The 23,543-nt window shown below is 68.5% G+C and carries 19 protein-coding genes; 11 read left to right on the forward strand and 8 right to left on the reverse strand.

Annotated elements, in window-relative coordinates; all coding sequences use genetic code 11:
* The first annotated feature begins 303 nt into the window (after nucleotides 1-303).
* Both PJW05_RS18940 and PJW05_RS18945 read left to right on the forward strand, forming a co-directional pair.
* The gene (locus tag PJW05_RS18940) at nucleotides 304-963 is read left to right on the forward strand and encodes a gamma-glutamylcyclotransferase (RefSeq protein ID WP_271408511.1); all 660 of its coding nucleotides are present in this window, start codon (nucleotides 304-306) and stop codon (nucleotides 961-963) included.
* Between the two features lie 154 nt (nucleotides 964-1,117).
* Nucleotides 1,118-1,384, forward strand: a complete 267-nt coding sequence (locus tag PJW05_RS18945) for a hypothetical protein (RefSeq protein WP_271408512.1) — start codon at nucleotides 1,118-1,120, stop codon at nucleotides 1,382-1,384.
* A gap of 52 nt (nucleotides 1,385-1,436) precedes the next feature.
* On the opposite strand, the gene nirD is transcribed toward PJW05_RS18945, so the two are convergent.
* Together nirD and nirB are read right to left on the reverse strand one after the other, a co-directional pair.
* Entirely contained in the window at nucleotides 1,437-1,808 is a 372-nt protein-coding gene (nirD, locus tag PJW05_RS18950; protein WP_271408513.1) for a nitrite reductase small subunit NirD, read from the reverse strand.
* The gene (nirB, locus tag PJW05_RS18955) at nucleotides 1,808-4,360 is read right to left on the reverse strand and encodes a nitrite reductase large subunit NirB (protein ID WP_271408514.1); all 2,553 of its coding nucleotides are present in this window, start codon (nucleotides 4,358-4,360) and stop codon (nucleotides 1,808-1,810) included. The genes nirD and nirB overlap by 1 nt, the downstream gene beginning before the upstream one ends.
* 594 nt (nucleotides 4,361-4,954) lie before the next feature.
* Between nirB and PJW05_RS18960 the strand changes: the two genes are divergently transcribed.
* Nucleotides 4,955-9,076, forward strand: coding sequence for a sulfite reductase subunit alpha (locus tag PJW05_RS18960; RefSeq protein WP_271408515.1), 4,122 nt, complete (start codon nucleotides 4,955-4,957; stop codon nucleotides 9,074-9,076).
* Between the two features lie 214 nt (nucleotides 9,077-9,290).
* On the opposite strand, the gene hisN is transcribed toward PJW05_RS18960, so the two are convergent.
* The gene (gene hisN, locus PJW05_RS18965; protein WP_442969174.1) at nucleotides 9,291-10,079 is read right to left on the reverse strand and encodes a histidinol-phosphatase; all 789 of its coding nucleotides are present in this window, start codon (nucleotides 10,077-10,079) and stop codon (nucleotides 9,291-9,293) included.
* A 42-nt stretch (nucleotides 10,080-10,121) separates the two neighbouring features.
* A complete protein-coding gene (locus PJW05_RS18970; protein ID WP_271408517.1) occupies nucleotides 10,122-11,054 on the reverse strand; it encodes a LysR family transcriptional regulator in 933 nt (310 codons plus the stop codon).
* 111 nt (nucleotides 11,055-11,165) lie between these two features.
* Between PJW05_RS18970 and PJW05_RS18975 the strand changes: the two genes are divergently transcribed.
* Nucleotides 11,166-11,915: an SDR family NAD(P)-dependent oxidoreductase gene (locus PJW05_RS18975; protein ID WP_271408518.1), complete on the forward strand. Its 750-nt coding sequence runs from the start codon at nucleotides 11,166-11,168 to the stop codon at nucleotides 11,913-11,915.
* A gap of 12 nt (nucleotides 11,916-11,927) precedes the next feature.
* On the opposite strand, the gene PJW05_RS18980 is transcribed toward PJW05_RS18975, so the two are convergent.
* Nucleotides 11,928-12,962, reverse strand: a complete 1,035-nt coding sequence (locus tag PJW05_RS18980; protein WP_442969175.1) for a zinc-dependent alcohol dehydrogenase family protein — start codon at nucleotides 12,960-12,962, stop codon at nucleotides 11,928-11,930.
* A 79-nt stretch (nucleotides 12,963-13,041) separates the two neighbouring features.
* Between PJW05_RS18980 and PJW05_RS18985 the strand changes: the two genes are divergently transcribed.
* A complete protein-coding gene (locus tag PJW05_RS18985) occupies nucleotides 13,042-13,923 on the forward strand; it encodes a LysR family transcriptional regulator (protein WP_271408519.1) in 882 nt (293 codons plus the stop codon).
* A gap of 28 nt (nucleotides 13,924-13,951) precedes the next feature.
* Here the strand turns inward: PJW05_RS18985 and PJW05_RS18990 are convergent, their stop codons facing one another.
* Complete coding sequence (locus PJW05_RS18990) at nucleotides 13,952-14,509, reverse strand: cysteine hydrolase family protein (protein WP_271408520.1); 558 nt, start codon at nucleotides 14,507-14,509, stop codon at nucleotides 13,952-13,954.
* Between the two features lie 104 nt (nucleotides 14,510-14,613).
* Between PJW05_RS18990 and PJW05_RS18995 the strand changes: the two genes are divergently transcribed.
* Nucleotides 14,614-15,594: a GlxA family transcriptional regulator gene (locus tag PJW05_RS18995; RefSeq protein ID WP_271408521.1), complete on the forward strand. Its 981-nt coding sequence runs from the start codon at nucleotides 14,614-14,616 to the stop codon at nucleotides 15,592-15,594.
* A 161-nt stretch (nucleotides 15,595-15,755) separates the two neighbouring features.
* Here PJW05_RS18995 and PJW05_RS19000 read toward each other — a convergent pair whose 3' ends face one another.
* Both PJW05_RS19000 and PJW05_RS19005 read right to left on the reverse strand, forming a co-directional pair.
* Nucleotides 15,756-16,118, reverse strand: a complete 363-nt coding sequence (locus tag PJW05_RS19000; RefSeq protein WP_271408522.1) for a hypothetical protein — start codon at nucleotides 16,116-16,118, stop codon at nucleotides 15,756-15,758.
* A 217-nt stretch (nucleotides 16,119-16,335) separates the two neighbouring features.
* A complete protein-coding gene (locus PJW05_RS19005; RefSeq protein ID WP_271408523.1) occupies nucleotides 16,336-17,658 on the reverse strand; it encodes an MFS transporter in 1,323 nt (440 codons plus the stop codon).
* A gap of 173 nt (nucleotides 17,659-17,831) precedes the next feature.
* On the opposite strand from PJW05_RS19005, the gene PJW05_RS19010 reads away from it, so the two are divergent.
* The 5 genes from PJW05_RS19010 to maiA all read left to right on the forward strand — a co-directional run bounded on the left by PJW05_RS19010 (nucleotide 17,832) and on the right by maiA (nucleotide 23,472).
* A complete protein-coding gene (locus PJW05_RS19010; protein WP_271408524.1) occupies nucleotides 17,832-18,743 on the forward strand; it encodes a LysR family transcriptional regulator in 912 nt (303 codons plus the stop codon).
* A gap of 211 nt (nucleotides 18,744-18,954) precedes the next feature.
* Nucleotides 18,955-19,386 carry a carboxymuconolactone decarboxylase family protein gene (locus PJW05_RS19015; protein WP_271408525.1) on the forward strand — a complete coding sequence of 144 codons (432 nt, stop codon included), beginning with the start codon at nucleotides 18,955-18,957 and terminating at the stop codon, nucleotides 19,384-19,386.
* 1 nt (nucleotide 19,387) lies between these two features.
* The gene (gene sigJ / locus PJW05_RS19020) at nucleotides 19,388-20,269 is read left to right on the forward strand and encodes an RNA polymerase sigma factor SigJ (protein WP_271408526.1); all 882 of its coding nucleotides are present in this window, start codon (nucleotides 19,388-19,390) and stop codon (nucleotides 20,267-20,269) included.
* 213 nt (nucleotides 20,270-20,482) lie between these two features.
* Nucleotides 20,483-22,570: an LTA synthase family protein gene (locus PJW05_RS19025; protein ID WP_271408527.1), complete on the forward strand. Its 2,088-nt coding sequence runs from the start codon at nucleotides 20,483-20,485 to the stop codon at nucleotides 22,568-22,570.
* Nucleotides 22,571-22,839: 269 nt separating this feature from the next.
* Nucleotides 22,840-23,472, forward strand: a complete 633-nt coding sequence (maiA, locus tag PJW05_RS19030; RefSeq protein ID WP_271408528.1) for a maleylacetoacetate isomerase — start codon at nucleotides 22,840-22,842, stop codon at nucleotides 23,470-23,472.
* The last annotated feature ends 71 nt before the right edge of the window (nucleotides 23,473-23,543 follow it).

Below are 23,543 nucleotides of genomic sequence, written 5' to 3' on the forward strand. Positions count from 1 at the left end.
ATTTCACGCCAATTTCTTCGCATTTCATGACAGTGTGACCCGTTTCCTTGCAACAAAAGGTGTCGACCTGCCCTCTGCCGGATGGCCTCGTACGGCGTCCTGAAACCGCTTACCTGGACCTTCATCCGGCACTGCGACAGCCAACACCGATACAACCCTCCCTTTCGCTCATCGATCAGCTCCTGGCGGCGCAATCCGTGGGAAATTCGACGACTGTCAGTTCGCCCGGAGCCCGCTACCTGATACAACAGGCGACGGGCCCGGAAGGCGGCCCGAATCCTCAGCACAGTCAGCAGTCACTCCATGGCCGGCAGCTCATTCGAACCCGCTCCCCCGCTCTACCCGCCCCAGCTCGATCAGCCGGCGCAGCTGACCCAGGCCGAATTGCTCGCCTCGCTGGATACCACCATGGCCCGGCATCGGGGTGGGCCGGTCTGGCTGTTTGCCTATGGCTCGCTGATCTGGCGTCCGGAATGCCCCACGGTGGAAAGCCGCCGGGCACGCATCCACGGCTACCATCGCGGGCTCTACCTCTGGTCGCTGATCCACCGTGGCACCCCGGAAACCCCGGGGCTGGTGCTCGGCCTGGACCGTGGCGGCTCCTGCGCCGGTTTCGCCTACCGCCTGCCGGACACCCAACTGCGGGAACACCTGCTGGCCCTCTGGCAACGGGAAATGCCCGATGCGGCCTATCAACCGAAGTGGCTCAGCTGCCAACTGGAGGGAGGCGCCAAGGTGCAGGCCTTGGGCTTCGTGCTACGGCGCAACTTCTCCTGCTATGCCGGCGCCCTGCCGGACCACGTGCTGCGCCAGGTGTTCGACAGCGCCAGCGGCCACTACGGCAGCACCCGCGACTATGTGGAGCGAACCGCGAGCATCCTGCGCACCCACGCCATGCCCGACCGTCGGCTGGAAGAAGCCCTGGCGCGCTGTTGCCGGCAAGGCGCGCTGGATCTCGGCTGAAGGCTCTGGAATGCCGTTTCCGTGATGTTCAGGGCTTATCCCGACAATATCCCTACTCGCTAACGCGAAAATTCGGACATTGCGCCTGCCTTGAATGCCTACAGGGCGTCTGGGTAGTTTTTCCGCGCTTCTTCCGCCCCATGGAATCCACGGCATGAACACCCCGCACCGTTTTCCGACCCTGGACGACTTCTCCGATGACGTACTGGACGTGCGCGCCGACTCCAGCCCCGAGGCCTGCCGCCAGTTGGGCGACTATCGCCTGGTACAGGTTTCGCGCCTGATCGAACGCCTGCGCCTGGACCAGGACCGCAGCACCGCCGGCCGCCTGCGCCGGGAAGCCGTGCTGTCGGGCATGGAGGCGCTGCTGATGGATGCCCACCTCATGTACTCGCGGGCTCACCGCCAGCGGGAGGCCTGAGCCCCGTGAGGCCCGACGCCCCGGCCAGCGCCGAAACGTCGGGCTTCCAGCCTCAACCCAGGCCGATTTCCACCACATCCCCCACCAGGCGTACCGGCCAGACCCGCAGGCGCTGTTCCGGGTACTCCAGGCAGGCGCCGTCTTCCAGGCGGTAATGCTGCTTGTACAGCGGCGAGGCGATCACCAGGCTGCCGCCGAGGTGACCGACGATGCCGCGACCGATGACGTTGGCGCCGGCATGGGGGTCGTGGTTGTCCACCGCGAACAGTTGCCGCCCTTCCTCCGCATCCGGGAGGTAGAAGAGCGCCACCTGGGCACCGTCCACCCGGGCCACCACGCCCGAGTTGGGCACCAGGTCGCCGCGCGAGCAGAGGGCTCGCCATTGTGCCAATGCGTCGATGCGTTGCGCGCTGTGCTGGGCCATCAGACCACCTCCTCGGCCAGGGGAATCAGGGTGAGCTCGGACGCCCGCGCCGGACGGATCTGCCCACGTTCTTTGACGAAATGGATATCCGGGTCGCCGCTCGCGTCGTTGACGAAGGTGCGGAAGCGCTTGAGCTTCTCCGGGTCCTCGATGGCGTTGGCCCACTCGCATTCGTAGCGGTCCACCACCAGTTGCATCTGGGCTTCCAGTTCGGCGCCCAGCCCCAGGCTGTCGTCGATGATCACCGCCTTGAGGTAGTCCAGGCCGCCCTCCAGGCTCTCGCGCCAGACCGAGGTGCGCTGCAGCTTGTCGGCGGTGCGGATGTAGAACATCAGGAAACGGTCGATGTAGCGGATCAGGGTCGCGTCATCCAGGTCGGTGGCGAACAGCTCGGCGTGGCGCGGGCGCATGCCGCCGTTGCCGCAGACGTAGAGGTTCCAGCCCTTCTCGGTGGCGATCACGCCCACGTCCTTGCTCTGCGCCTCGGCGCATTCGCGGGTGCAGCCGGATACCGCGAACTTCAGCTTGTGCGGCGAGCGCAGGCCCTTGTAGCGGTGCTCGATGTCCAGGGCCATCTTCACGCTGTCCTGCACGCCGTAGCGGCACCAGGTGCTGCCGACGCAGGACTTCACCGTACGGGTCGACTTGCCGTAGGCGTGGCCGGTCTCGAAGCCGGCGGCGATCAGCTCGCCCCAGATATCCGGCAGCTCGTGCAGTTGGGCGCCGAACAGGTCGATGCGCTGGCCGCCGGTGATCTTGGTGTAGAGGTTGTACTTCTGCGCCACCTGGCCGATGGCGATCAGCCCCTCCGGGGTGATCTCGCCACCGGGAATGCGCGGCACCACCGAATAGGTGCCGTTCTTCTGCATGTTGGCCATGAAGGTGTCGTTGGTGTCCTGCAGCGGCACCAGCCAGGGGTCCTGGATCGGGCGGTTCCAGCAGGAGGCGAGGATGGAGCCGATGGCCGGCTTGCAGATCTCGCAGCCGACATGCCCACGGCCATGCTTGGCGAGCATTTCCTCGAAGGTCTCGATGCCTTCCACGCGGACCAGGGCATAAAGCTCCTGGCGGGTGTAGGCGAAGTGTTCGCAGAGGCTCTTGTCCACCGCCACGCCACGGGCGGACAGCTCATGCTCCACCACCTGCTTGAGCAGCGCCGCGCAGCCGCCGCAGCCGGTGGCCGCCTTGGTGCAGGCCTTGACCCCCGCCACGTCGCTGCAGCCGGAATCGATGGCGGAGCAGATGGCGCCCTTGCTGACGTTGTGGCAGGAACAGATGGTGGCGCTGTCCGGCAGCGCATCGGCGCCCAGGGCCGGCGCGCCCTCGCCCGCCGGGAGAATCAGGCTGGCAGGATCGGCCGGCAGTTTGATGCCGTTCTGCACGTACTGCAGCAGGGTGTCGTAGTAGCTGTTGTCGCCCACCAGCACCGCCCCCAGGGCCTGCTTGCCATCGGCGGAAACCACCAGGCGGCGGTAGCTGGAGGTCGCTTCGTCGATGAAGCGGTAGCTGCGCGCGCCCGGCAAGGCGCCGTGGGCATCGCCGATGGAGCCCACGTCCACGCCCAGCAGCTTCAACTTGGTGGACATGTCGGCGCCGATGAACGGGGCGGCTTCTTCGCCGCAGAGCTGCGCGGCGACGCTGCGGGCCATCTGATAACCGGGGGCGACCAGGCCGAAGATGCTGCCGTTCCAGGCGGCGCATTCGCCGATGGCGTGAATGTCCGCGTCCGACGTCAGGCACTGGCCGTCGATGGCCACACCGCCGCGCGGCCCCAGCTCCAGGCCGCACTGGCGGGCCAGGGCGTCCTGCGGGCGGATACCGGCGGAGAAGACGATCAGGTCGGTTTCCAGGCATTCACCGTCGGCGAAGTTCATCCGGTAGCGATAGGCGTCGCCGGCGCTGATCGACTGGGTGGCGCGCGACAGGTGCACACCGACGCCCAGCGCCTCGATACGCGCCTTGAGCGCCAGGCCGCCCTGGTCGTCCAGTTGCACCGGCATCAGGCGTGGGGCGAATTCCACCACGTGGGCATCCAGGCCCAGGGACTTCAGGGCATTGGCCGCCTCCAGGCCGAGCAGACCGCCACCCACCACCACGCCACGGCGGGCACCAACGGCGGCCGCGCGGATGGTGTCGAGGTCGGCCAGGGTGCGGTAGACCAGGCGCGAGTCGCCGTCGGCACCTTCGATGGGCGGCACGAAGGGGTAGGAACCGGTGGCCAGCACCAGCTTGTCGTAGGCCACGCAGCCATTGGCGGTGACCACCTCGCGGCGCGCGCGGTCGATCTCCAGCACCGGCACGCCCAGGTGCAGGGTCACGCCCGGGGTCTGATAGAGGCTGGCCGCGCCCAGAGCCAGGGATTCCGCGTCGCGGCCGCCGAAGTATTCCGACAGGTGCACGCGGTCGTAAGCGCGCAGCGGCTCCTCGCTGAAGACCTGGATGCGATAGCGGTCCAGCGCGCCGCGTTCGATCAGTTGCTCGACGCAGTGGTGGCCGACCATGCCGTTGCCGATGACGATCAGCGTCTGCACATCAGAGGTGGAAGTGTTCATAAGTAGCACCCAGCCCAAGCCAATCAGGTTTCTCGGGGCAAAAAAAAGCGCCTGGGGCTTATCGCCCCAGGCGCCTTTGCCTGTTCGTTCATGGGTGCCACCGGGCCACGCTGCCTGGTGCACCTGTCAGCCCGGTGCGGTGATCGCCTTTGATCGACCGGGCCGCCCGCCGCACACTGCACGGCGGGTCTGGCCGATCCCATGCAGTGGCTGTGCCAGTTTGCCGGCGCGGCCTGCCCAGTTGGCCCCTGGGCCCAGCAATGGCGCGGCCTGCAGCGATTGACGCGGTGCCGGCCCCGCCCGCCTGCGGCCCCCGCGACGGAGCACTGTGAAAGAACCAGAATGGTGCGACATGCACCTCCCCCGCCCCATCCTGATGCCATCCGGCAGCACCTCGGCGGCCCCCGGGAAATGCCTGCAAGCGCCGCCGCGCCAAGCCTTGGCGCCCGCCGTGGCGGACTTGGCATATGCCTTGCGATGCCCCTCACCAGGCAATCAATGCCGATTGCCCACCCACGACAAAGGCGCCGTGTCCCCCTCCGTTTCGACGGCGGGAGGCATGGCGCCTTTTCGTTTGCGCTCCAGGAAACGGATATGGCCAACAAGACAGTACGAAGCGTGTGTCCCTATTGCGGCGTCGGTTGCGGCATCGTCATGGAGGTGGCGGACAACCGCGTGGTCAAGGTGAGCGGCGACAAGGCCCACCCGACCAACCTCGGCCGCCTCTGCACCAAGGGGAACACCTGTGCCCAGCCGCTGACCGACTCCGGCCGCATGGAGCACGCCTACCTGCGCCACGAGCGCAGCCGCGACCCGGTGCGCACCGGCATCGACCAGGCCATCCAGGACACCGCCGACCGCCTGCGTGCCCTGCTCGATGCCCACGGCCCCGACGCCATCGCCTTCTATGTCTCCGGGCAGATGTCCCTGGAGGCCCAGTACCTGGCCAACAAGCTGGCCAAGGGCTTCATCCGCACCCGCCACATCGAATCCAACTCGCGGCTGTGCATGGCCAGCGCCGGCAGCGGCTACAAGCTGTCCCTGGGCGCCGACGGCCCGCCCGGCTCCTACGAGGATTTCGACAAGGCCGACCTGTTCCTGGTGAGCGGCGCCAACATGGCCGACTGCCACCCGATCCTCTTCCTGCGCATGCTGGACCGGGTCAAGGCCGGGGCCCGGTTGATCGTGGTCGACCCGCGCCGCACCGCCACCGCCGACAAGGCCGACCTCTACCTGCCGATCAAGCCGGGAACCGACCTCGCCCTGCTCAACGGCCTGCTGCACCTGCTGCACCGGAACGGCCACACCGACCCGGCCTTCATCGCCGCCCACACCCAGGGCTGGGAGGCCATGCCGGCCTTCCTCGAGGATTACAGCCCGGCGCGCGTCGCCGCCATCACGGGCCTGGCCGAGGCCGACATCCGCACCGCCGCGCAATGGATCGGCGAAGCCGGGGACTGGATGAGCTGCTGGACCATGGGTCTGAACCAGAGCACCCACGGCACCTGGAACACCAATGCGCTGTGCAACCTGCACCTGGCCACCGGCGCCATCTGCCGCCCCGGCAGCGGCCCCTTCTCCCTCACCGGCCAGCCCAACGCCATGGGCGGCCGCGAAATGGGCTACATGGGCCCCGGCCTGCCCGGCCAGCGCTCGCTGCAGGTGGAGGCCGACCGCCGCTTCATCGAGGACCTCTGGCAACTGCCGCGCGGCCACCTGCGCCAGGACGGCGGCAGCGGCACCCTGGGCCTGTTCGAGGCCATGGCCGCCGGTGACATCAAGGCCTGCTGGGTCATCTGCACCAACCCGGTGGCCACCGTGCCCAACCGCCGCCGGGTCATCGAAGGCCTGCGCGCCGCCGAGCTGGTGATCACCCAGGACGCCTTCCTCGACACCGAGACCAACCGCTACGCCGACATCCTCCTGCCCGGCGCCCTCTGGGCCGAGGCGGAGGGCGTGATGATCAACTCCGAGCGCAACCTGACCCTGACCCAACAGGCGGTGGACGCCCCCGGCGACAGCCTGCCGGACTGGCAGATCATCGCCCGCGTCGCCTGCGCCATGGGCTTCGCCGAGGCCTTCGGCTACACCAGCGCCAGCGAGGTGTTCGACGAAATCACGCGCGCCTGGAACCCCGACACCGGCTACGACATCCGTGGCGCCAGCCATGCGCTGCTGCGCCAGGGACCAATGCAATGGCCCTGCGCGCCGGGCAGCCCGGCCAATGCGCGCAATCCCATCCGCTACCTCAACGACGGCATCAGCCAGTCGCCGAAGCACCCTGCCGACGGCAGCCGCCCGGCCATCACCTTCGCCACCGGGGATGGCAAGGCCGTGTTCTTCCCCCGCCCGCACCTGGAGCCGGCGGACCTGCCCGACGACGAATTCCCCCTGGTGCTCAACACCGGTCGCGTGCAGCACCAGTGGCACACCCTGACCAAGACCGGCAAGGTGGCCACCCTGAACCGGCTCAACCCCGGTCCCTTCCTGGAAATTCACCCGGAGGACGCCCGCCGCCTCGGCATCGTCGACCAGGGCCGGGTGGAAGTGCGCTCGCGGCGTGGCCGCGCGGTGCTGCCCGCCGTGGTGACCGACCGCGTACGGCCGGGCAACTGCTTCGCGCCTTTCCACTGGAACGACCGCTATGGCGACGACCTGGCGATCAACGCCCTCACCAGCGACGCCCTCGACCCGATTTCGCTGCAGCCGGAATTCAAGTACAGCGCCGTCGCCCTGGCGCCCGTCGCCCCGGCCAGCCCCCAGCTCATCCCCCTGCGAGAAGTCGAGACGGCCACGGCCAGCGCCGCGACCGGTCCTTCGGAGGAACCCGCCGACATGCCGATCAATGCCTTCGCCCGTCTGCTGAACCTCGAGACCAACGCCGACCTCAGCCTGGCACCCAGCGAGCAGCGCTACCTGCAGGGCTACCTGCTCGGCCTGCGCAGCGAGGAAGGCCGCGCGCTCGGCGGCGTCCCGACGCTGCCGGCCAGCGCACCGCTGGCCACCGACACCCGCCTGCTGCTGGACGGCCTGCTCGCCGGGCTGTTCTCCCGCAGCCGCGACAGCCACTCCGCACCCGCTCCGGCGGCCCGCCAGGAGAAGCCGCTGCTGCTGCTCTGGTGCTCGCAGACCGGCAATGCGGAAACCTTCGCCAGCGCCTGCGCCGACGCCCTCAGGAACGACGGCCACGCCGTCGACCTGCGCTGCCTGGACGGCGTCCAGCCCGCCGAACTGGCGGGCGCCGGTCGCGCCCTGCTGATCGCCAGCACCTTCGGCGACGGCGATCCGCCGGACAACGGCATGGCGTTCTGGGCCGCCCTGAGCGCCGAGGACGCGCCGTCCCTCGACGGCCTGGCGTTCGCCGTGCTGGCCCTGGGCGACTCCAACTACGGTCAGTTCTGCGGCTTCGGCCGCAAGCTGGATGCCCGCCTGGAAGCCCTCGGCGCCCGCCGCCTGGCGCCCCGGGTGGACTGCGAGCCGGACTACCAAGCCGCGACGCACGCCTGGCTGTCCAGCGTACGCACCGCCCTGACCGGCGCCGCACCGGTACAGCCGCCACTGGAAACCGTCGGCGCGCCGGCCGCGGCCGCCGCCTCGGGCTACAGCCGCCAGCGTCCCCTGGCCAGCCGCCTGCTGCGCAACCCGGTGCTGAATGCCCCCGGTTCGGCCAAGGAAACCCGGCAGGTGGTGCTGGACCTCAAGGACAGCGGCCTCAGCTACCAGGCCGGCGACGCCCTGGGCGTGTGGCCGAGCAATTGCCCGTCGCTGGTGAACGAAATCCTCGCTGCGCTGGCGCTGGACGCCGATCAGGTCGTGGAACTCGCCGACCAGGGCGCCCTGCCCCTGGCCAGTGCCCTGGCCCGGCACTTCGAGATCGCCAGGATCACCCCGGAGCTGCTGCGCTTCGTCGCCGAGCGCTCCGCCAGCCCGGAACTCGCGCGTCTGCTGGAACCGGCGAACAAGGCCGAGCTGGACGACTGGCTGTGGGGGCGGCAACTGGCTGACCTGCTGCGCGCCTTCCCGGTGCGGGTCGGCGCGGACGAGCTGCTGGGCCGGCTCAAGCGCCTGCAACCACGCCTCTACTCCATTGCCTCCAGCCCCCTGGCCCACCCGCAGGAGGTGCACCTGACCGTTTCCACGCTGCGCTACCAATGCGGCGAGCGTGACCGCGTCGGCGTCTGCTCGGCCTTCCTCGCCGACCGCGCCGCCGCCGGGGAGGTGCCGATCTTCATCCAGAAGTCCGCCCACTTCCGTGTGCCGGCCGATCCCGAGCGACCGATGATCATGGTCGGCCCCGGCACCGGCATCGCACCCTTCCGCGCCTTCCTCCAGGAACGCGAGGCAACCGGTGCCAAGGGCCGCAACTGGCTGTTCTTCGGCGAACAGCGGGAAGCCGCGGACTTCTACTACCGCGAAGAACTGCAGGCCTGGCACGCCAGCGGCCACCTGACCCGCCTGGACACCGCCTTCTCCCGCGACCAGGCGGAAAAGCTCTACGTGCAGCAGCGCATGCTCGAACAGGGCGCCGAACTCTGGCGCTGGCTGGAAGACGGCGCGCACTTCTACGTCTGCGGCGACGCCAGCCGCATGGCCCGCGACGTGGATGCCGCCCTCAAGGCCGTGGTGCGCGAACACGGACGGATGAGCGCGGCCCAGGCCGAGGCCTATGTCAGCGCCATGGCGCGGGACAAGCGTTATGTGCGGGATGTGTATTGAGCAGCGGTTGAGCTCGCGCGCCAGGGAAAGCCGACTCCCGGTGGGTTGGCGCCGAACCTGCGGAGCCCGACGTGCGCGGTAGCCGCCGGGTGTCTGTCGGGCCTCGCTTCGCTCGGCACCCGCGTGGCCCGCACCAGCCTACCCGGTGGTCGCCCTCACGCACGCTTCGCTGGTCAGCTCCGCCACGGCAGGCCGGTGCTTTCGCGGGGACAGGTCATCCGCCCGCGCGCATCAGATCGAGGATTTGCCCATGCAGGCGCGCATCGCCACAGGCGATGACATCGCCGCCGTGCTGCGCGTCGCCACCGTCCCAGCAACTGACCACGCCGCCGGCGCCCTGGATGATCGGCATCAGCGCCTGGATGTCGTAGGGCTTGAGGCCCGGATCGAGGACGATGTCCACCAGCCCCAGGGCCAACATGCAGTAGGCGTAGCAATCGCCGCTGTAGCGCACCAGCCGCACGTGCCCCGCGAGTTTTTCGAACAGGTCGCGGTAGGGCGGCTCACGGAAATGTTCCGGGCTGGTGACCATCAGGGTGGCGTCGGCCAGCTTGCCGCAGGCGCGGGTCTGGATCGGCCGGTCGTTGAGCAGTGCGCGACTGCCGTCGCCGACGAAGCGTTCGCGGGTGAAGGGCTGGTCCATCACCCCCAGCACCGGGCGGGTGCCGTCGTTGAGGGCGATCAGGGTGCCCCAGAGCGGGATGCCGCTGATGAAGGAACGGGTGCCGTCCACCGGGTCCAGCACCCAGGTCCAGGGTTCCTCGCCCGCGATGTTCTCCTCCTCTTCGCCGAGCACGCCGTGGCCGGGGTAGCGCGCGCCGATCAGGTCGCGCATGGCCCGCTCGGCCCCTTTGTCGGCCAGGGTCACCGGGTCGAAGCGCTCCGCCTCCTTGTTCTCCACCTCCAGGGGCAGGCGGAAGTAGGTCAGGGTCACCCGGGCGGCGGCGTCAGCCAGTTCTTCGGCGAATTCCAGGTACTCGGGTGGCAGGTTTTGCTCGTTCATGGGCACTCCGGTTCAGGCCTGTCGGCCGTTTTCCAACACAGGTCAGGTATCCAGTCTGGCGTCGAAGCGCCGGGCCAGCTCCTCCCGCCGAACATGTTCGACAAGGAAGTCAATGAAGGCGCGGGTCTTGGCCGGCAGCAGGCTTCGACTGGGGTAATACAGTGCGATGGTACCGGCATCGGCATACCACTGGGGCAACAGACGCAGCAGATCGCCCCGCTCCAGCCAGGGCAGCACGTCGGGCACCGCCAGCAGCGCCACGCCAAGCCCCAGCAGGGCCGCTTCGCGCATGGCGGCGGGATCATTGAGCAGGATGCTTTCGGCCAGTGGCGCGGCCATTTCGTTGCCGGCGTTGTCGCGCATCGTCCAGTGGCGCACACGGCCGGTGCGCGAGGAGCGCATGACGATGCCCTCCAGCGCGGCCAGCGCCGCCGGGTCGGCCGGCGGCTCGCGGCCCGCCAGATAGGCCGGCGCCGCCACGGCGATCACATGGGCCGGGGCCAGGGTTCGCGCCACCACGCCCTGGGCCAGCTCGAAGCCGCCGCCGATCGCCAGGTCGTAGCCCTCGGCGATCAGGTCCACCGGCCGGTTCTCCAGGTGCCACTCAGGCCGTATGCCGGGGTAGCGAGCGCGCAAGGCCGGCAACAGCGGCAGGATGTGGGTCATGCCGAATCCCGGCGCCATGCTCAGCTTGAGCACCCCGGCGGGTTCGTCCTGGTCGCCACGCACCGCGACGATGGCGGCCTGCAACGCTTCCAGGTTGCCGCCGATGGCTTCCAGGAAGCGTTCGCCGGCTTCGGTCAGGGTGAGCTTGCGGGTGGAACGCTGGAACAGGCGCACGCCCAGGTTGCGCTCCAGCATGGCGACATTGCGGCTGACCGCGGCCGGGGTCAGGGCAAGGCGTCGCGCGGCGGCCGAGAAGCTGCCGGCTTCCGCGCTGCGGACGAAGGATTCCAGGTTGGCGAGGGTTTCCATCGGCCGAACTTATATCAACGCTTGAAAATCATTCAAGGCATTACCGACTAATCAATGAGCAATCCACGGGAGATAGTGACACCACCCCACACCAACCCGGAGCACCCGAACATGACCAGTCCCCTCCCCCTCGCCGGCAAGGCCGCCCTCGTCACCGGCGGTTCCCGTTCCATCGGCGCCGCTATCGCCAAGCGTCTGGCCGCCGACGGCGCCACGGTCGCCATCACCTACAGCGCCTCCCCCGACAAGGCCGCCGAGGTGGTGCGTGCCATCCAGGCCTCCGGCGGCCGCGCCCTGGCGATCCAGGCCGATGCCGGCGACCCGGCGGCCGTGCGCGCCGCCGTCGCCGCAACCCTCAGCGCCTTCGGCCGTCTCGACATCCTGGTCAACAACGCCGGTCTCGGCCTGGGTGGCGCCATCGAGGACATCGCCTTCGAAACCTACGAGCGCATGCTGGCGGTGAACGTCACCGGTGTCTTCGTCGCCACCCAGGAAGCCGTTCGCCATATGTCGGCGGGTGGCCGTGTCGTGCACATCGGCTCGTCGATGACCCACTACGCGGCCTTTCCCACCGCTTCGCTCTATACCCTGACCAAGGGGGCCATCGCCGGCTTCAACCGCAGCCTGGTGCGCGACCTCGGCCCACGCGGCATCACGGTGAACACCGTGCACCCCGGCCCCACCGATACCGACATGAACCCGGACGGCGGCCCGGTGAGCCAGATCGTCGGCCCCGGCATCGCCATCGGCCGCTACGGCAAGCCGGAGGAGATCGCCCATGTGGTGGCCTTCCTCGCCAGCCCGGGGGCCGCCTTCGTCAGCGGCGCCGAAATCATCGCCGATGGCGGCTTCACCGCCTGATCGCCGGCCAACTCAACGCTCGACCAGCTCCACCACCACCTTGCCCCGGGCGCCGCCGGCGGCCACCAGCCGGTGCGCGTCCAGGGCCTGTTCCAGGCTGAACCGGTTGGGGTCCAGGCGCACCTTCAACCGGCCGTCCTCCACCAGCCGCGCCACCGCGGCGAGTATCTCGCCGTGGTGCTTGCGGCCCTTGCCGGTCAGCAGCGGCAGCAGGGTGAACACGCCCGAATAGCTGGCGCCCCGGAAGGACAGCGGCGCCAGTGCGTGCTGGCCCCAGCCCAGGGCGCTGAGCGCATGGCCGGTGTAATGGCGCACGGCTTGGAAGGAGGCATCCAGGACGGCACCGCCAACCGTGTCGTAGACGATGTCGAAGCCCTCGCCGTCGGTATGGCGCGCCAGGTAGTCCTCCACCGGGGTGCCGCGGTAGTCGATGGCGGTGGCGCCGAACCCTTCGATCACCGCCTTGTCCCGCGCGGAGCCGGTGGCATAGACCTCGGCGCCGAAGGCACGGGCGATCTGCACCGCCATGTGACCCACGCCGCCCGCCCCGCCATGCACCAGCACGCGCTGTCCGGCGGCCACCCGGGTCCGGTCCACCAGGCCCTCCCAGGCGGTGATGGCCACCAGAGGCAAGGCGGCCGCCTGGCGCATATCGAGGTTGGCCGGTTTCTTCGCCAGCAGGTCGGCGTCCAGCGCCTGGTAATCGGCCAGGGTTCCGGGGTTGCCGCCGATGCCGCCGGCCATGCCGTAGACCGCGTCGCCCGGCCGGAAGGCGCTGACGCCCTCTCCCACCGCCTCCACCACCCCGGCCAGGTCCATGCCCAGCACCGCCGGTAGCGGCTGCCGGGCATGGGCGCCCTTGCCGGCGCGAATCTTGGTGTCCAGCGGATTCACGCCGCTGGCGTGGATGCGCACCAGCACTTGGCCGGGCGCTGGTTGCGGTCGGCGCGGATGGATGAGGCGAAAGGGACCATCAACGGTTTCCAGCAGCAGGGCACGGTCGGCGAGCGTCATGGCGGGGGTCTCCAGGATGAATGTGGAGGCCATTCTTGGCTCCAGGACTCATTCCCGGTAGACGCCTAAAAGGCATAGCATCCATTCTATTCACGCATGAATGGAGACGATGATGGACAAGCTCGGCGCAATGGCCGTGTTCGTGCGGGTGGTCGAAAGCGGCAGCTTCTCCGCCGTGGCGCGGGAACTGGGCAGCAGCCAGCCGACCATCAGCAAGCAGGTGCAGGCGCTGGAAGCGGCCCTGGGCGGCCGGCTGATCGCCCGCAGCACCCGCCGGCTGGCGCTCACCGACGAGGGCCAGCGCTACTTCGAGCACTGCCGGCAGATCCTCGCGGCGGTGGACAGCGCCGAGCTCAGCTTCCAGACCGGCCGCGAACAGGTGGCCGGGACGCTGCGGGTGGCGTCGTCCGTCAGCTTCGGCCGGACCTGCATCGCCCCCTTTCTCGGCGAGTTCCTCGGGCGCTACCCGCAGGTCAACCTTGAACTGCAGCTCAGCGACCGCAACGAAGACCTGGTGAGCGAAGGCATCGACGTCAGCCTGCGCATCGGCGAGCTGCCGGCCAGCGGCATGATCGCCCGCAACCTGGGCCAGATGCGGCGGCTGGTACTGGCCGCCCCCACCTACCTGGACGCCCATGGCACGCCACGAACACCCGAGGACCTGGCCCGGCACAACTGCCTGGTGTTCACCCGTCTGCCGGATGCCGGCACCTGGACCTTCAGCCACGACGGCCGGGAGCAGTCGGTGCGGGTCGGCGGCAACGCGCGCAGCAACAGTTCGGAGGCGATACGGGAAATGGTGCTGTCCGGGCTGGGGGTTTCGCTGTCGCCGGACTGGCTGTTCAGCGCCGACCTGGCAGCGGGCCGGGTCGTCCCCCTGCTCCGCGGATTCACCCCGAGGCCGCTGCCGATCCACGCCCTGTCCCCGGCCAACCGGCGCCAGTCGGCGCGGGTCCGGGCGTTCGTCGAGTTCCTCGCGGGCAAGCTGGGGTGAACGGGATCACGCGCGCATCGGCGACGGGTCACTCACCCTGCCGTGCGAGGTATTCGTCAGTGGACACCACCTGCGCATAGCCAAAGCCCAGGGCGGCCATGAACGCGGCATGGACCTGCTCGGCGGGAACGACCTTGCCGTTGAATTCCAGGTCCCGAGAGGCACAGGCGTCATGGATCACGGTGGCCTGGTAACCGTAGTCCACGGCGGCGCGGGTGATGCCGTCGACGCACATGTGGCTCATGTTGCCGACGATGGTCAGTTTCTCCACGCCATTGCGCTCGAGCACGGCCTTGAGCTCGGTCTCGCGGAAGGAGTTGATGAAGTTCTTCAGCACCACGTGCTCATCCGGGGTATTGACCACCTTCGGATGGATCTGCGCGCCGTCGGAGCCGGGACGAAAGAAGGGCGCGTCCTGGGTGGGGAACTCGTGGCGGATATGCACCACCAGGTCGCCGGCCCTGCGGGCACCGTCGATGACCCGCGCGGCGTTGTCGGCCGCGGCCTCGACGCCATGCAGGGTCCAGCGGCCGCCCGGGAAGTAATCGTTCTGGATGTCGACGACGATAACGGCTTGCTTGCTCATGATGTTCACCTTGGGTTGTGGGGTGTGGACCTGGGGCCTAAGGTGAACCTCCACGCGCCGGATGAGGATCGGCGCGACCGACAAAATCGCAGGAAAAACTGACAATGACGACCCTGCTGGAGATTGCGCTCCTGCTCTATCCCGGCGCCCAGCTGGCGGCGGCCCATGGTCTCTCCGACCTCTTCGCGGTGGCCAATCGCATGGCCGCCGAGCGCGCCGACGCCGATCTGCCGGTGCTGCGGGTCCGCCACTGGAGCGCCGGCGAGCATGGCGAAATCCACAGCACCTTCGACAGCCATCCGGGCGTCGACGGCCGCCCCACGGTGGTGGTGCTGCCGCCCTGCCTGGGCGCCCTGCCGCCAGCCGACGCCCTGCAACCCTTCGCCGACTGGCTCAGCCGCCAGCATGCGGCGGGGGCGACACTCAGCTCGGTGTGCGCCGGTGCCTTCGTCCTGGCGCAGACCGGCCTGCTCGCCGGCCGCGCCCTGACCACCCACTGGAGCCTGGCCAAGGACCTCGGCGAGCGTTACCCGGAGCTGAAGGTGGATGCCGACAAGCTGGTGGTGGACGACGGCGACATCATCACTGCCGGTGGCGTGATGGCCTGGACCGACCTGGGCCTGGCCCTGGTGGACCGCCTGTTGGGTCCGACCATCGCCGCCGACACCGCGCGCTTCCTGGTGCTCGACCTCACCCGGCATTCGCAACAGTACTTCCGCCGCTTCACCCCGCACCTCACCCACGGCGACGAGGCGATACTCAAGGTCCAGCACTGGCTGCAACGGCAGGACGCGCGCCACGTCAGCCTTGCAGCCATGGCCAGCCAGGCCGGCCTCGGCGAACGCACCTTCCTGCGCCGCTTCCAGCAGGCCACCGGCCTGCGCCCCACCGAATACTGCCAGCAGCTGCGCGCGGCCAAGGCCCGCGAGCTGCTGGAACTGACCAACCGCTCGGTGGACCAGATCGCCTGGGAGGTGGGCTACCAGGACCCGGCGGCGTTCAGGAAAGTGTTCAACCGGATGGTCGGGCTATCACCCACGGACTACCGGCGCCGATTCGGACGGCGCGGTGTGGCGGAGGGCTGAACGCGTTCTCTTGCGAACGAGCATCCACGTTCGCGAAACCTGGACTTTCTCGCGCGCCGTAGGTTGGCGCGGAGCGCAGCGAGGCCCAACACCCCGCACCTCGCCGGGCTTCGCAGGCTCAGTACCAGCCTACCCTGCATACGCCTTGCCGCCAGCGCGGCTCACTCGCTGCAGTATTCGCCGTCCTCGCAAGTGGGCGGATTGCCCTCCCCATCCCGCACCTCAACGTCCCGGTACACCCCCAGCGCCGGGTCGAAGGTGCGAATCAGCACCTGCGGCGCCTCGCTGCTCACCCGGGGCAGCTGGGCATCGCGGAACCGGTGGTAGTTCGACCCGCCCTCGAAAGCTTGCGGCGGCGGGTCGGCGAAGGGACGGGGCGGTGGGGACACATAGGGTTGCAGCGGCCGGCTCGGGGTGTAGACGGTTCCCAGGTAGGGACCGACGCCGTAGTAACCATCGCCGTACCCGCCGGCCCAGGCGTTCGGCAAGACCAGCACCAGCAACAGGATTGCGCGGCGTCCCATGGCGCTGCCCTCCACGCTGAATCCCCCAAGGATTTCAGTTATAGCAGCGCGCCCGCCCCACCTCGGAGCCGGCTGTCCACTGTGCCGTTGCGGCGTTCGTAGACCGATTCATCGGGTGGTCCGGAAGCACCCGGCCACACCCGCCGCGCCGACCGGGATAAGCCTGCGGGAGGCGCGTTGTCGCACCCCGGCGCCGGTTTCCGGCCCCGGGGGAGGCTCAGTGCGCCGGCTGGACGATAGTGCCGGGCAGGGCCGGCAGCCGTGCCAGGTGCAGGGCCACGGCCACCGCGGCCAGCAACAGTGCGCCGGTGAACAGGCCGACACCGTGCCAGCCGAAGTGGTGCCAGAACAGGCCGCCGAGGGTGCCGGCCAGGCTGGAGCCGAGGTAGTAGCTGAACAGGTAGAGGGACGAGGCCTGGCCCTTGGCGTGCTGGGCACGGCGGCCGATCCAGCTGCTGGCCACCGAATGGGCGCCGAAGAAGCCGAAGGTGAAGACTGCCAGGCCGGCCAGGATCACTCCCAGCGGGCTGAACAGGGTCAGGACCATGCCGCCCAGCATCAGCAGGATCGAGGCCCAGAGCACCTTGCGCCGGCCCAGCCGGTCGGCCAGGGAACCGACCCAGGCCGAGCTGTAGATACCGGAGAGGTAGACCACCGAAAGCACCCCCACCAGGGCCTGGCTCATCTGGTAAGGCGCGGCCAACAGGCGGTAGCCGATGTAGTTGAACAGGGTGACGAAGGCCCCCATCAGCAGGAACCCGGTGAGGAACAGCCAGGGCATGCCGGCATCGCGCAAATGCAGGCGATAGCCTTCCAGCAGGGTCGCGGGCCTGAGTGGCGTCGGGCGGAAGTGCCTCGACTCCGGCAACACGCGCCAGAACACCAGGCCGGCCAGCAGCGCCAGGCCACCGAGGACCGCCAGCGCCGCATGCCAGGAGACGAAGTCCACCAGCACGCCGCTGATCAGCCGTCCGCTCATGCCGCCGATGGCGTTACCCCCGATGTACAGCCCCATGGACAGGCCCAGGTGGTGCGGGTGGATTTCCTCACTCAGGTAGGTCATGGCCACGGCCGCCAGGCCGCTCAGCGACAGGCCCACCAGGGCGCGCATCAGCAGCACGCCTTCCCAGGTCGGCATGGCGGCGCTGGCCAGGGTGAACAGCGCGGCGGCGAGCAGCGACACCACCATCACCGGCTTGCGGCCGATGGCGTCGGACAGCGGACCGGTCACCAGCAGGCCGAGGGCGAGCATGGCGGTGGACACCGAGAGTGCCAGACTGCTCTGGGCGGCGGAGATGGAAAAGGCCCCGGACAGCACCGGCATCATCGGCTGGATGCAGTACAACAGGGCAAAGGTGGCGAAGCCGCCGGAGAACAGCGCCAGCGACGTGCGGCGGAACTGCGGCGTGCCCTTGCTGATGTAGGTCGGGAGTTCGGGATCGTTGGCGGCGGCGCCGGGCAGCTCACTGGCTGCTGCACCGGCCGCCGCGCTAAACGCGGGTTCGTCTTCGTTCTTCACTACTGCCTGGGGATTGCTCACGGGGCACCTTCGGGAGATTACGGCGAGCAGGCACAACGAGGCCGTGCCGCCTGGATCAGGGGCTGGAAAGTTCGTTGTTGGACGTTATGAGGCACAGGATATCGACGGGCTTTTATTATCTCCAATATATTGTTCGACACGTTTGATACGTTCTAAATATCAATAGGCAACCCATGGAACTGAGACATCTGCGCTACTTCATCGCCGTGGCCGAGGAGCTGCATTTCGGCCGTGCGGCCGAGCAACTGGGCATTTCGCAGCCACCGCTGAGCCAGCAGATCCAGGCGCTGGAGGAAGAGGTCGGCGCCCGCCTGCTGGAACGCACCAACCGCCGGGTGGAGCTGACCGAGGCCGGCCGCCGCTTCCTTGACGAAGCCCGCCAGGTCCTGCTCCAGGTGGACAGGGCGGTGCAACTGGCGCGCCGCGCCCACCGGGGCGAATTGGGCGAGCTGAAGGTGGGGTTCACCTCGTCCGCGCCCTTCACCTCCACCATTCCGCGTAGCATCCATGCCTTCCGTCAGGCCTACCCGGACGTGCACCTGGAACTCACCGAAGGCAGCAGTGCGGAAACGGTCAAGGCGCTGCTGGAGGACAACGTGCAGGTCGGGGTGATCCGCCCCATGAGCCTGCCGGACACGCTGCTGGCGGTGGAGCTGTTCAGCGAACCCCTGGTGGCCGTGCTGCGCGCCGACCACCCCCTGGCCGCCGGCAGCGAGGACGGCCTCGCCCTCGCGGCGCTGGCCGAGGAACCCTTCGTGTTCTTCCCGCGCACCTTCGGCACCGGCCTCTACAACCAGTTGCTCACCCTCACCCGCGAGGCCGGCTACACCCCGCGCATCGCCCAGGAAGCCAGCGAGGCCATGACCATCATCGGCCTGGTCTCGGCGGGCCTTGGCGTCTCGGTGCTGCCGGCCTCGTTCCGCCGCACCCGGGTGGACGGCGTGGTCTACCGCACCCTGCTCGACCCCGGCGCCACCAGCGCCGTCTGGCTGGTGCGCCGTCACGAGGAGCGCTCGCCCCCGGCGCTGGCCTTCATCGACCTGGTGACCCGCGAAGCCGCCACCATCCGCGAACGTCGGCCGTAGCGCGAGTCAGCATCCACGCGCGTGGAACCTGGACTGGCTTGCGGCCCTACGCAGCTGGCGGGCAATTCGTAACCCGGATGCAATCCGGGAGCGATGCTCAGACCTTCCCCGGATTGCATCCGCGACGAAAACGCCCACGCCACGTCACAAACCCGCCCCCTGGTTCGTCGTGAAGGTGCCACCCCTTCCAACTCCGAACGAGGAACCGCCCATGACGCCCGCCAGCCCCCTCAACTACCAGCAGGTCATCCCCGCCGTCATCGATGCGATGGGCGAGGTACACAGCCACCTTGACGCCCTCGGACTCCCGCGCAGCCTGCACCACCTGGTGCAACTGCGCGCCTCGCAGCTCAACCAGTGCGCGTTTTGCGTGAAGATGCACACCCGCGAGGCGCGCGAGGACGGCGAAACCAGCGAACGCCTGGACCGCCTGCTGGTCTGGGAGCATTGCAACGACTTCACCCCGCGCGAGAAGGCAGCCCTGGCCTGGACCGAGGCCCTCACCCAACTCGACCGCCGCACCGACTATGCTGCCCTGCGCATTGCCCTGCGCGAGCATTTCAGTGAGGTAGAGATCGGCGCGCTGACCGCCACCGTGGCGATGATCAACCTCTGGAACCGCATCCAGATTTCGAGGCACTGACGTGAGAGAAACCGACGCCACGGCGGTCTTCCAGGACAGCCGCCGCTTCCTGCTCAACCTGGCCTACCGCATCCTCGGCTCGCGCAGCGACGCCGAGGATGCGGTGCAGGACACCTTTCTCAAGTGGCGGGAAACCGACCTCGACAGCCTGGACAACCCACGCGCCTGGCTGACCACCCTGTGCACCCGCCACTGCATCGACCAGTTGCGCCTGGCGCACCGGGCGCGGGTGGAGTACGTCGGCACCTGGCTGCCGGAACCCATCCACAGCGACACCACGGAATCGCCCGAGCACGGGCTGGAACTCGCCGCCTCGCTGTCCACCGCATTCCTCCTGCTGCTGGAACGCCTCACACCACGGGAACGGGCGGCCTACCTGCTGCACGACATCTTCGACCTGGACTACCCGGACGTGGCCCGCGCCATCGGCGTGCAGGAGGCCGCCTGTCGCAAGCTGGTATCCCGCGCCCGCCAGGGCCTGGCCCAAGACCGGGTGCGCCAGCAACCGCCGCCGGAGCGCCAGGATCGACTGCTGGAGGCTTTCCACGCCGCCATCGCCAGCGGCGCCACCGCCGGACTCACCGCACTGCTCGCAGAAGACGTGGCGCTGGCCGCCGACGGCGGCGGCAAGGTGCCGACGCTCGGCCATGTGCTGCACGGCAAGGCCACGGTGCTGGACTTCATCCGCGGCGCCCTGCGCGAATACTGGAGCGACTACCGCTGGCTGCCCGCCGACCTCAACGGCGGACGCGGGGTGATCCTGGCCTGCGGCGAGCGCATCGCGGCCTCGGTCACCTTCGCCTACGACGGGCAGGGCCGGGTCAGCAACATCTACATCGTGCGCAACCCGGAGAAGCTGGCCGGCCTCTCATTGCCGGGGTGATGGCGACGGCCTACTCCGCCATCGAAACAGTCCGACACGCCGTGTGGGCGCCAGCAACGCACACTCGACGTTTTCTTCACATTTCCTCTGGCAAAGTCCGTCGCCTTCGGCGGACCTCTCCGGACCCAGCGTGCCATCGGGCAACCTTGCCCCCGGTACCTCGCTCCAAGGGCGCCGCCCCGTCTTGAGCCGCCCTAATGGATGCTTGATCGCATGACCGCACAGGAACCCCTGATCACCCGGCAGTCCTCATTCAACCTGGACCGCCCCACCGTCAACAGCCACCTCGCCTTCACCCTGCTCAGCGCGTGCGCGCTGTTGCTGATGTACAGCCTGCTGCGGGTCGCGCTGCTGGTCTACAACAGCGACCAGATCGGCGACAGCCCGGTCTCGGTCTTCGTCGAAGCCTTCTACAACGGCCTGCGCTTCGACCTGCGCGTGGTGGTGTTCGCCTGCGTCCCCCTGCTGCTGTCCCTGCTCAGCGTCCGCGCCATGGCCGCCCGCGGCCTGCACCGGCTCTGGCTGACCGGCTTCGCCAGCCTCACCCTGTTCCTCGGCATCAGCGAGCTGGACTTCTACCGCGAGTTCCACCAGCGCCTGAACAGCCTGGTGTTCCAGTACCTGCAGGAAGACCTGGGCACGGTCGCCAGCATGATCTGGAACGGTTTCCCGGTTGGCCGCTACCTGATCGCCTGGGCCCTGGCCACCGCCCTGCTCTACCTGATGTTCCGCGGCCTGGACCTGCTCAGCCGCCCGCGCCTGCGCTTCGCCGGCGTCCAACCGGCCGTGCCCGGGACCGCCCCCTGGCCTGGCCGCCTGGCGGTCTTCATGATCTGCCTGGTGGTGGCCGTGGTCGCCGTCCGTGGCCATCTGCGCCAGGGTCCGCCGCTGCGCTGGGGCGACGCCTTCACCACCGACTCAATGTTCGCCAACCAGCTCGGCCTGAACGGCACCCTGACCCTGGTGGACGCCGCCAAGAGCAGCTTCTCCTCCCACCGCGACAATGCCTGGAAGGCCACCCTGCCCCCGGACGAAGCCCTGGCCAGCGTGCGCCAGATGCTGCTCACCCCCAACGACAGGCTGGTGGACGCCGAGACCGCCGCCATCCGTCGCGACTTCACCCCGCCGGCGGCGAACACCCTGCCGATCCGCAACGTGGTGGTGATCCTCATGGAAAGCTTCGCCGGTCGCTGGGTCGGCGCGCTGGGCAGCAAGGCCGGCATCACCCCCTACTTCGACAAACTGGCCCAGGAAGGCCTGCTGTTCGATCGCTTCTTCTCCAACGGCACCCACACCCACCAGGGCATGTTCGCCACCATGGCCTGCTTCCCCAACCTGCCGAGCTTCGAATACCTGATGCGTACCCCCGAGGGCGCGCACAAGTTCTCCGGCCTGCCGCAACTGCTCAGTGCCCGTGACTACAACGACCTGTACGTCTACAACGGCAATTTCCAGTGGGACAACCAGTCCGGCTTCTTCAGCAACCAGGGTATGACCCGCTTCATCGGCCGCGAAGACTTCGTCAACCCGGTGTTCATGGACAAGACCTGGGGCGTGTCCGACCAGGACATGTTCGACCGTGGCGCCGCCGAACTGGCGAAGATGCCCACCGACAAGCCCTTCTACGCGCTGCTGCAGACCCTTTCCAACCACACGCCCTACGCCCTGCCGGAAAACCTGCCGGTGGAGAAGGTCACCGGCCACGGCGCCCATGACGAGCACCTGACCGCCATGCGCTATGCCGACTGGGCCCTGGGCCGGTTCTTCGACAAGGCGCGCCAGGAGCCCTACTTCAAGGACACCCTGTTCGTGGTGGTGGGCGACCACGGTTTCGGCAGCGACAAACAGCTCACCGAGATGGACCTGTTCCGCTTCAACGTGCCGCTGCTGCTGGTCGGCCCCGGCGTGCAGGAGAAATTCGGCAGCCTGAGCCATAAGGTCGCCACCCAGATCGACATCGTGCCCACCATCATGGGCCGCCTGGGCGGCGACGTACGCCACCAGTGCTGGGGCCGCGACCTGCTCAACCTGCCGGCGGACGATCCGGGCATCGGCGTGATCAAACCATCGGGCAGCGACCAGACCGTGGCCATCGTCAGCAGCGACCGCATCCTGATCCAGCCTAAGGACTTCCCGGCGCGCCTGTACCAGTACCAGCTGGGCGCCGACGCCAAGGCCGAGCGCATCCCCGGCGACAGCGACCCGCGCCTGCAGAAGTACCTGGAAGCCTTCCTGCAGACCGCCACCGGCAGCCTGCTGAACAACACCGCCGGCGTCACCGACGCCAAGCAGAACCAGTGAAGACCCGGGCCCCGCGCAATGCGGGGCCTTCCTTTTCCGGTGCCAATGTGGGAGCCAATTCATTCGCGATACGTCGCGTGTCGGGGCACGCGGGCTCCCGTCGGCCCTCCGGTCCGATTCGCGATTGAAATCGCTCCTACCGAGCCGCCCCCTGTAGCGTCGCGCTTGACAGCCCCACCCTCAGCCCGCAAATTACGCAAAGTGTAAATTGATTACGAAAACAACAATGCCGGCATCCCTTCCCGGATCGCCAGCCGCCGAGTGATGCCATGGACCTCTATACCTATTACCGCTCCACCTCCTCCTACCGGGTGCGCATCGCCCTGGCGCTGAAGGAGCTGGAAGCCCGGCATCTCCCGGTGAACCTGATCCAGGACGGCGGCCAGCAGCACCAGCCCGCCTACAGGGCGATCAATCCCCAGGGCCGCGTCCCCAGCCTGCGCACAGACGACGGTCAGGTGCTGATCCAGTCGCCCGCGATCATCGAGTACCTCGAAGAACGCTATCCCCAGCCGCCCCTGCTTCCACAAGACCTGGAAGCCCGCGCCCGCCAGCGGGCAGTGGCGGCCGTGATCGGTTGCGACATCCACCCGCTGCACAACGTCGCCGTGCTCAACCGCCTGCGCGGACTGAAGGTGGAGGAAGCGGAGGTGATGAACTGGATTCGCCACTGGATCGGCGAAGGCTTCAACGCAGTCGAAGCCTTGATCGGAGAAGAAGGTTTCTGCTTCGGCGAACCGGGCCTGGCCGACGTCTACCTGCTACCGCAGGTCTACGCCGCCCGCCGTTTCGGGCTGGACCTGTCACACTATCCGAAAATTGCCCGGGTCGAAGGCCTCGCCCTCGAGCATCCGGCCTTCATCCAGGCCCACCCCGACCAGCAAGCCGACAAACCGGCCTGAGGCCACGCCCATGAAAAGCCTCGGATTCAAAGTCACCATCGGCGACTACCTCGCCCGCAGCGTACGCGGCA

Source organism: Pseudomonas sp. Q1-7 (genome assembly GCF_028010285.1).
In the GTDB taxonomy this organism is placed as follows: Bacteria; Pseudomonadota; Gammaproteobacteria; order Pseudomonadales; family Pseudomonadaceae; genus Metapseudomonas.

Coding starts and splice junctions, on each gene's coding strand:
- PJW05_RS19000 (WP_271408522.1), bottom strand. CDS start 16,118: ATGGGACGCCGCGCAATCCTGTTGCTGGTGCTGGTCTTGCCGAACGCC.
- PJW05_RS18980 (WP_442969175.1), bottom strand. CDS start 12,962: ATGGCCTCCACATTCATCCTGGAGACCCCCGCCATGACGCTCGCCGAC.
- PJW05_RS18985 (WP_271408519.1), top strand. CDS start 13,042: ATGGACAAGCTCGGCGCAATGGCCGTGTTCGTGCGGGTGGTCGAAAGC.
- PJW05_RS19025 (WP_271408527.1), top strand. CDS start 20,483: ATGACCGCACAGGAACCCCTGATCACCCGGCAGTCCTCATTCAACCTG.
- PJW05_RS19015 (WP_271408525.1), top strand. CDS start 18,955: ATGACGCCCGCCAGCCCCCTCAACTACCAGCAGGTCATCCCCGCCGTC.
- nirB (WP_271408514.1), bottom strand. CDS start 4,360: ATGAACACTTCCACCTCTGATGTGCAGACGCTGATCGTCATCGGCAAC.
- PJW05_RS18990 (WP_271408520.1), bottom strand. CDS start 14,509: ATGAGCAAGCAAGCCGTTATCGTCGTCGACATCCAGAACGATTACTTC.
- PJW05_RS18940 (WP_271408511.1), top strand. CDS start 304: ATGGCCGGCAGCTCATTCGAACCCGCTCCCCCGCTCTACCCGCCCCAG.
- PJW05_RS18970 (WP_271408517.1), bottom strand. CDS start 11,054: ATGGAAACCCTCGCCAACCTGGAATCCTTCGTCCGCAGCGCGGAAGCC.
- PJW05_RS18945 (WP_271408512.1), top strand. CDS start 1,118: ATGAACACCCCGCACCGTTTTCCGACCCTGGACGACTTCTCCGATGAC.
- PJW05_RS18960 (WP_271408515.1), top strand. CDS start 4,955: ATGGCCAACAAGACAGTACGAAGCGTGTGTCCCTATTGCGGCGTCGGT.
- PJW05_RS18975 (WP_271408518.1), top strand. CDS start 11,166: ATGACCAGTCCCCTCCCCCTCGCCGGCAAGGCCGCCCTCGTCACCGGC.
- maiA (WP_271408528.1), top strand. CDS start 22,840: ATGGACCTCTATACCTATTACCGCTCCACCTCCTCCTACCGGGTGCGC.
- PJW05_RS18995 (WP_271408521.1), top strand. CDS start 14,614: ATGACGACCCTGCTGGAGATTGCGCTCCTGCTCTATCCCGGCGCCCAG.
- hisN (WP_442969174.1), bottom strand. CDS start 10,079: ATGAACGAGCAAAACCTGCCACCCGAGTACCTGGAATTCGCCGAAGAA.
- PJW05_RS19010 (WP_271408524.1), top strand. CDS start 17,832: ATGGAACTGAGACATCTGCGCTACTTCATCGCCGTGGCCGAGGAGCTG.
- nirD (WP_271408513.1), bottom strand. CDS start 1,808: ATGGCCCAGCACAGCGCGCAACGCATCGACGCATTGGCACAATGGCGA.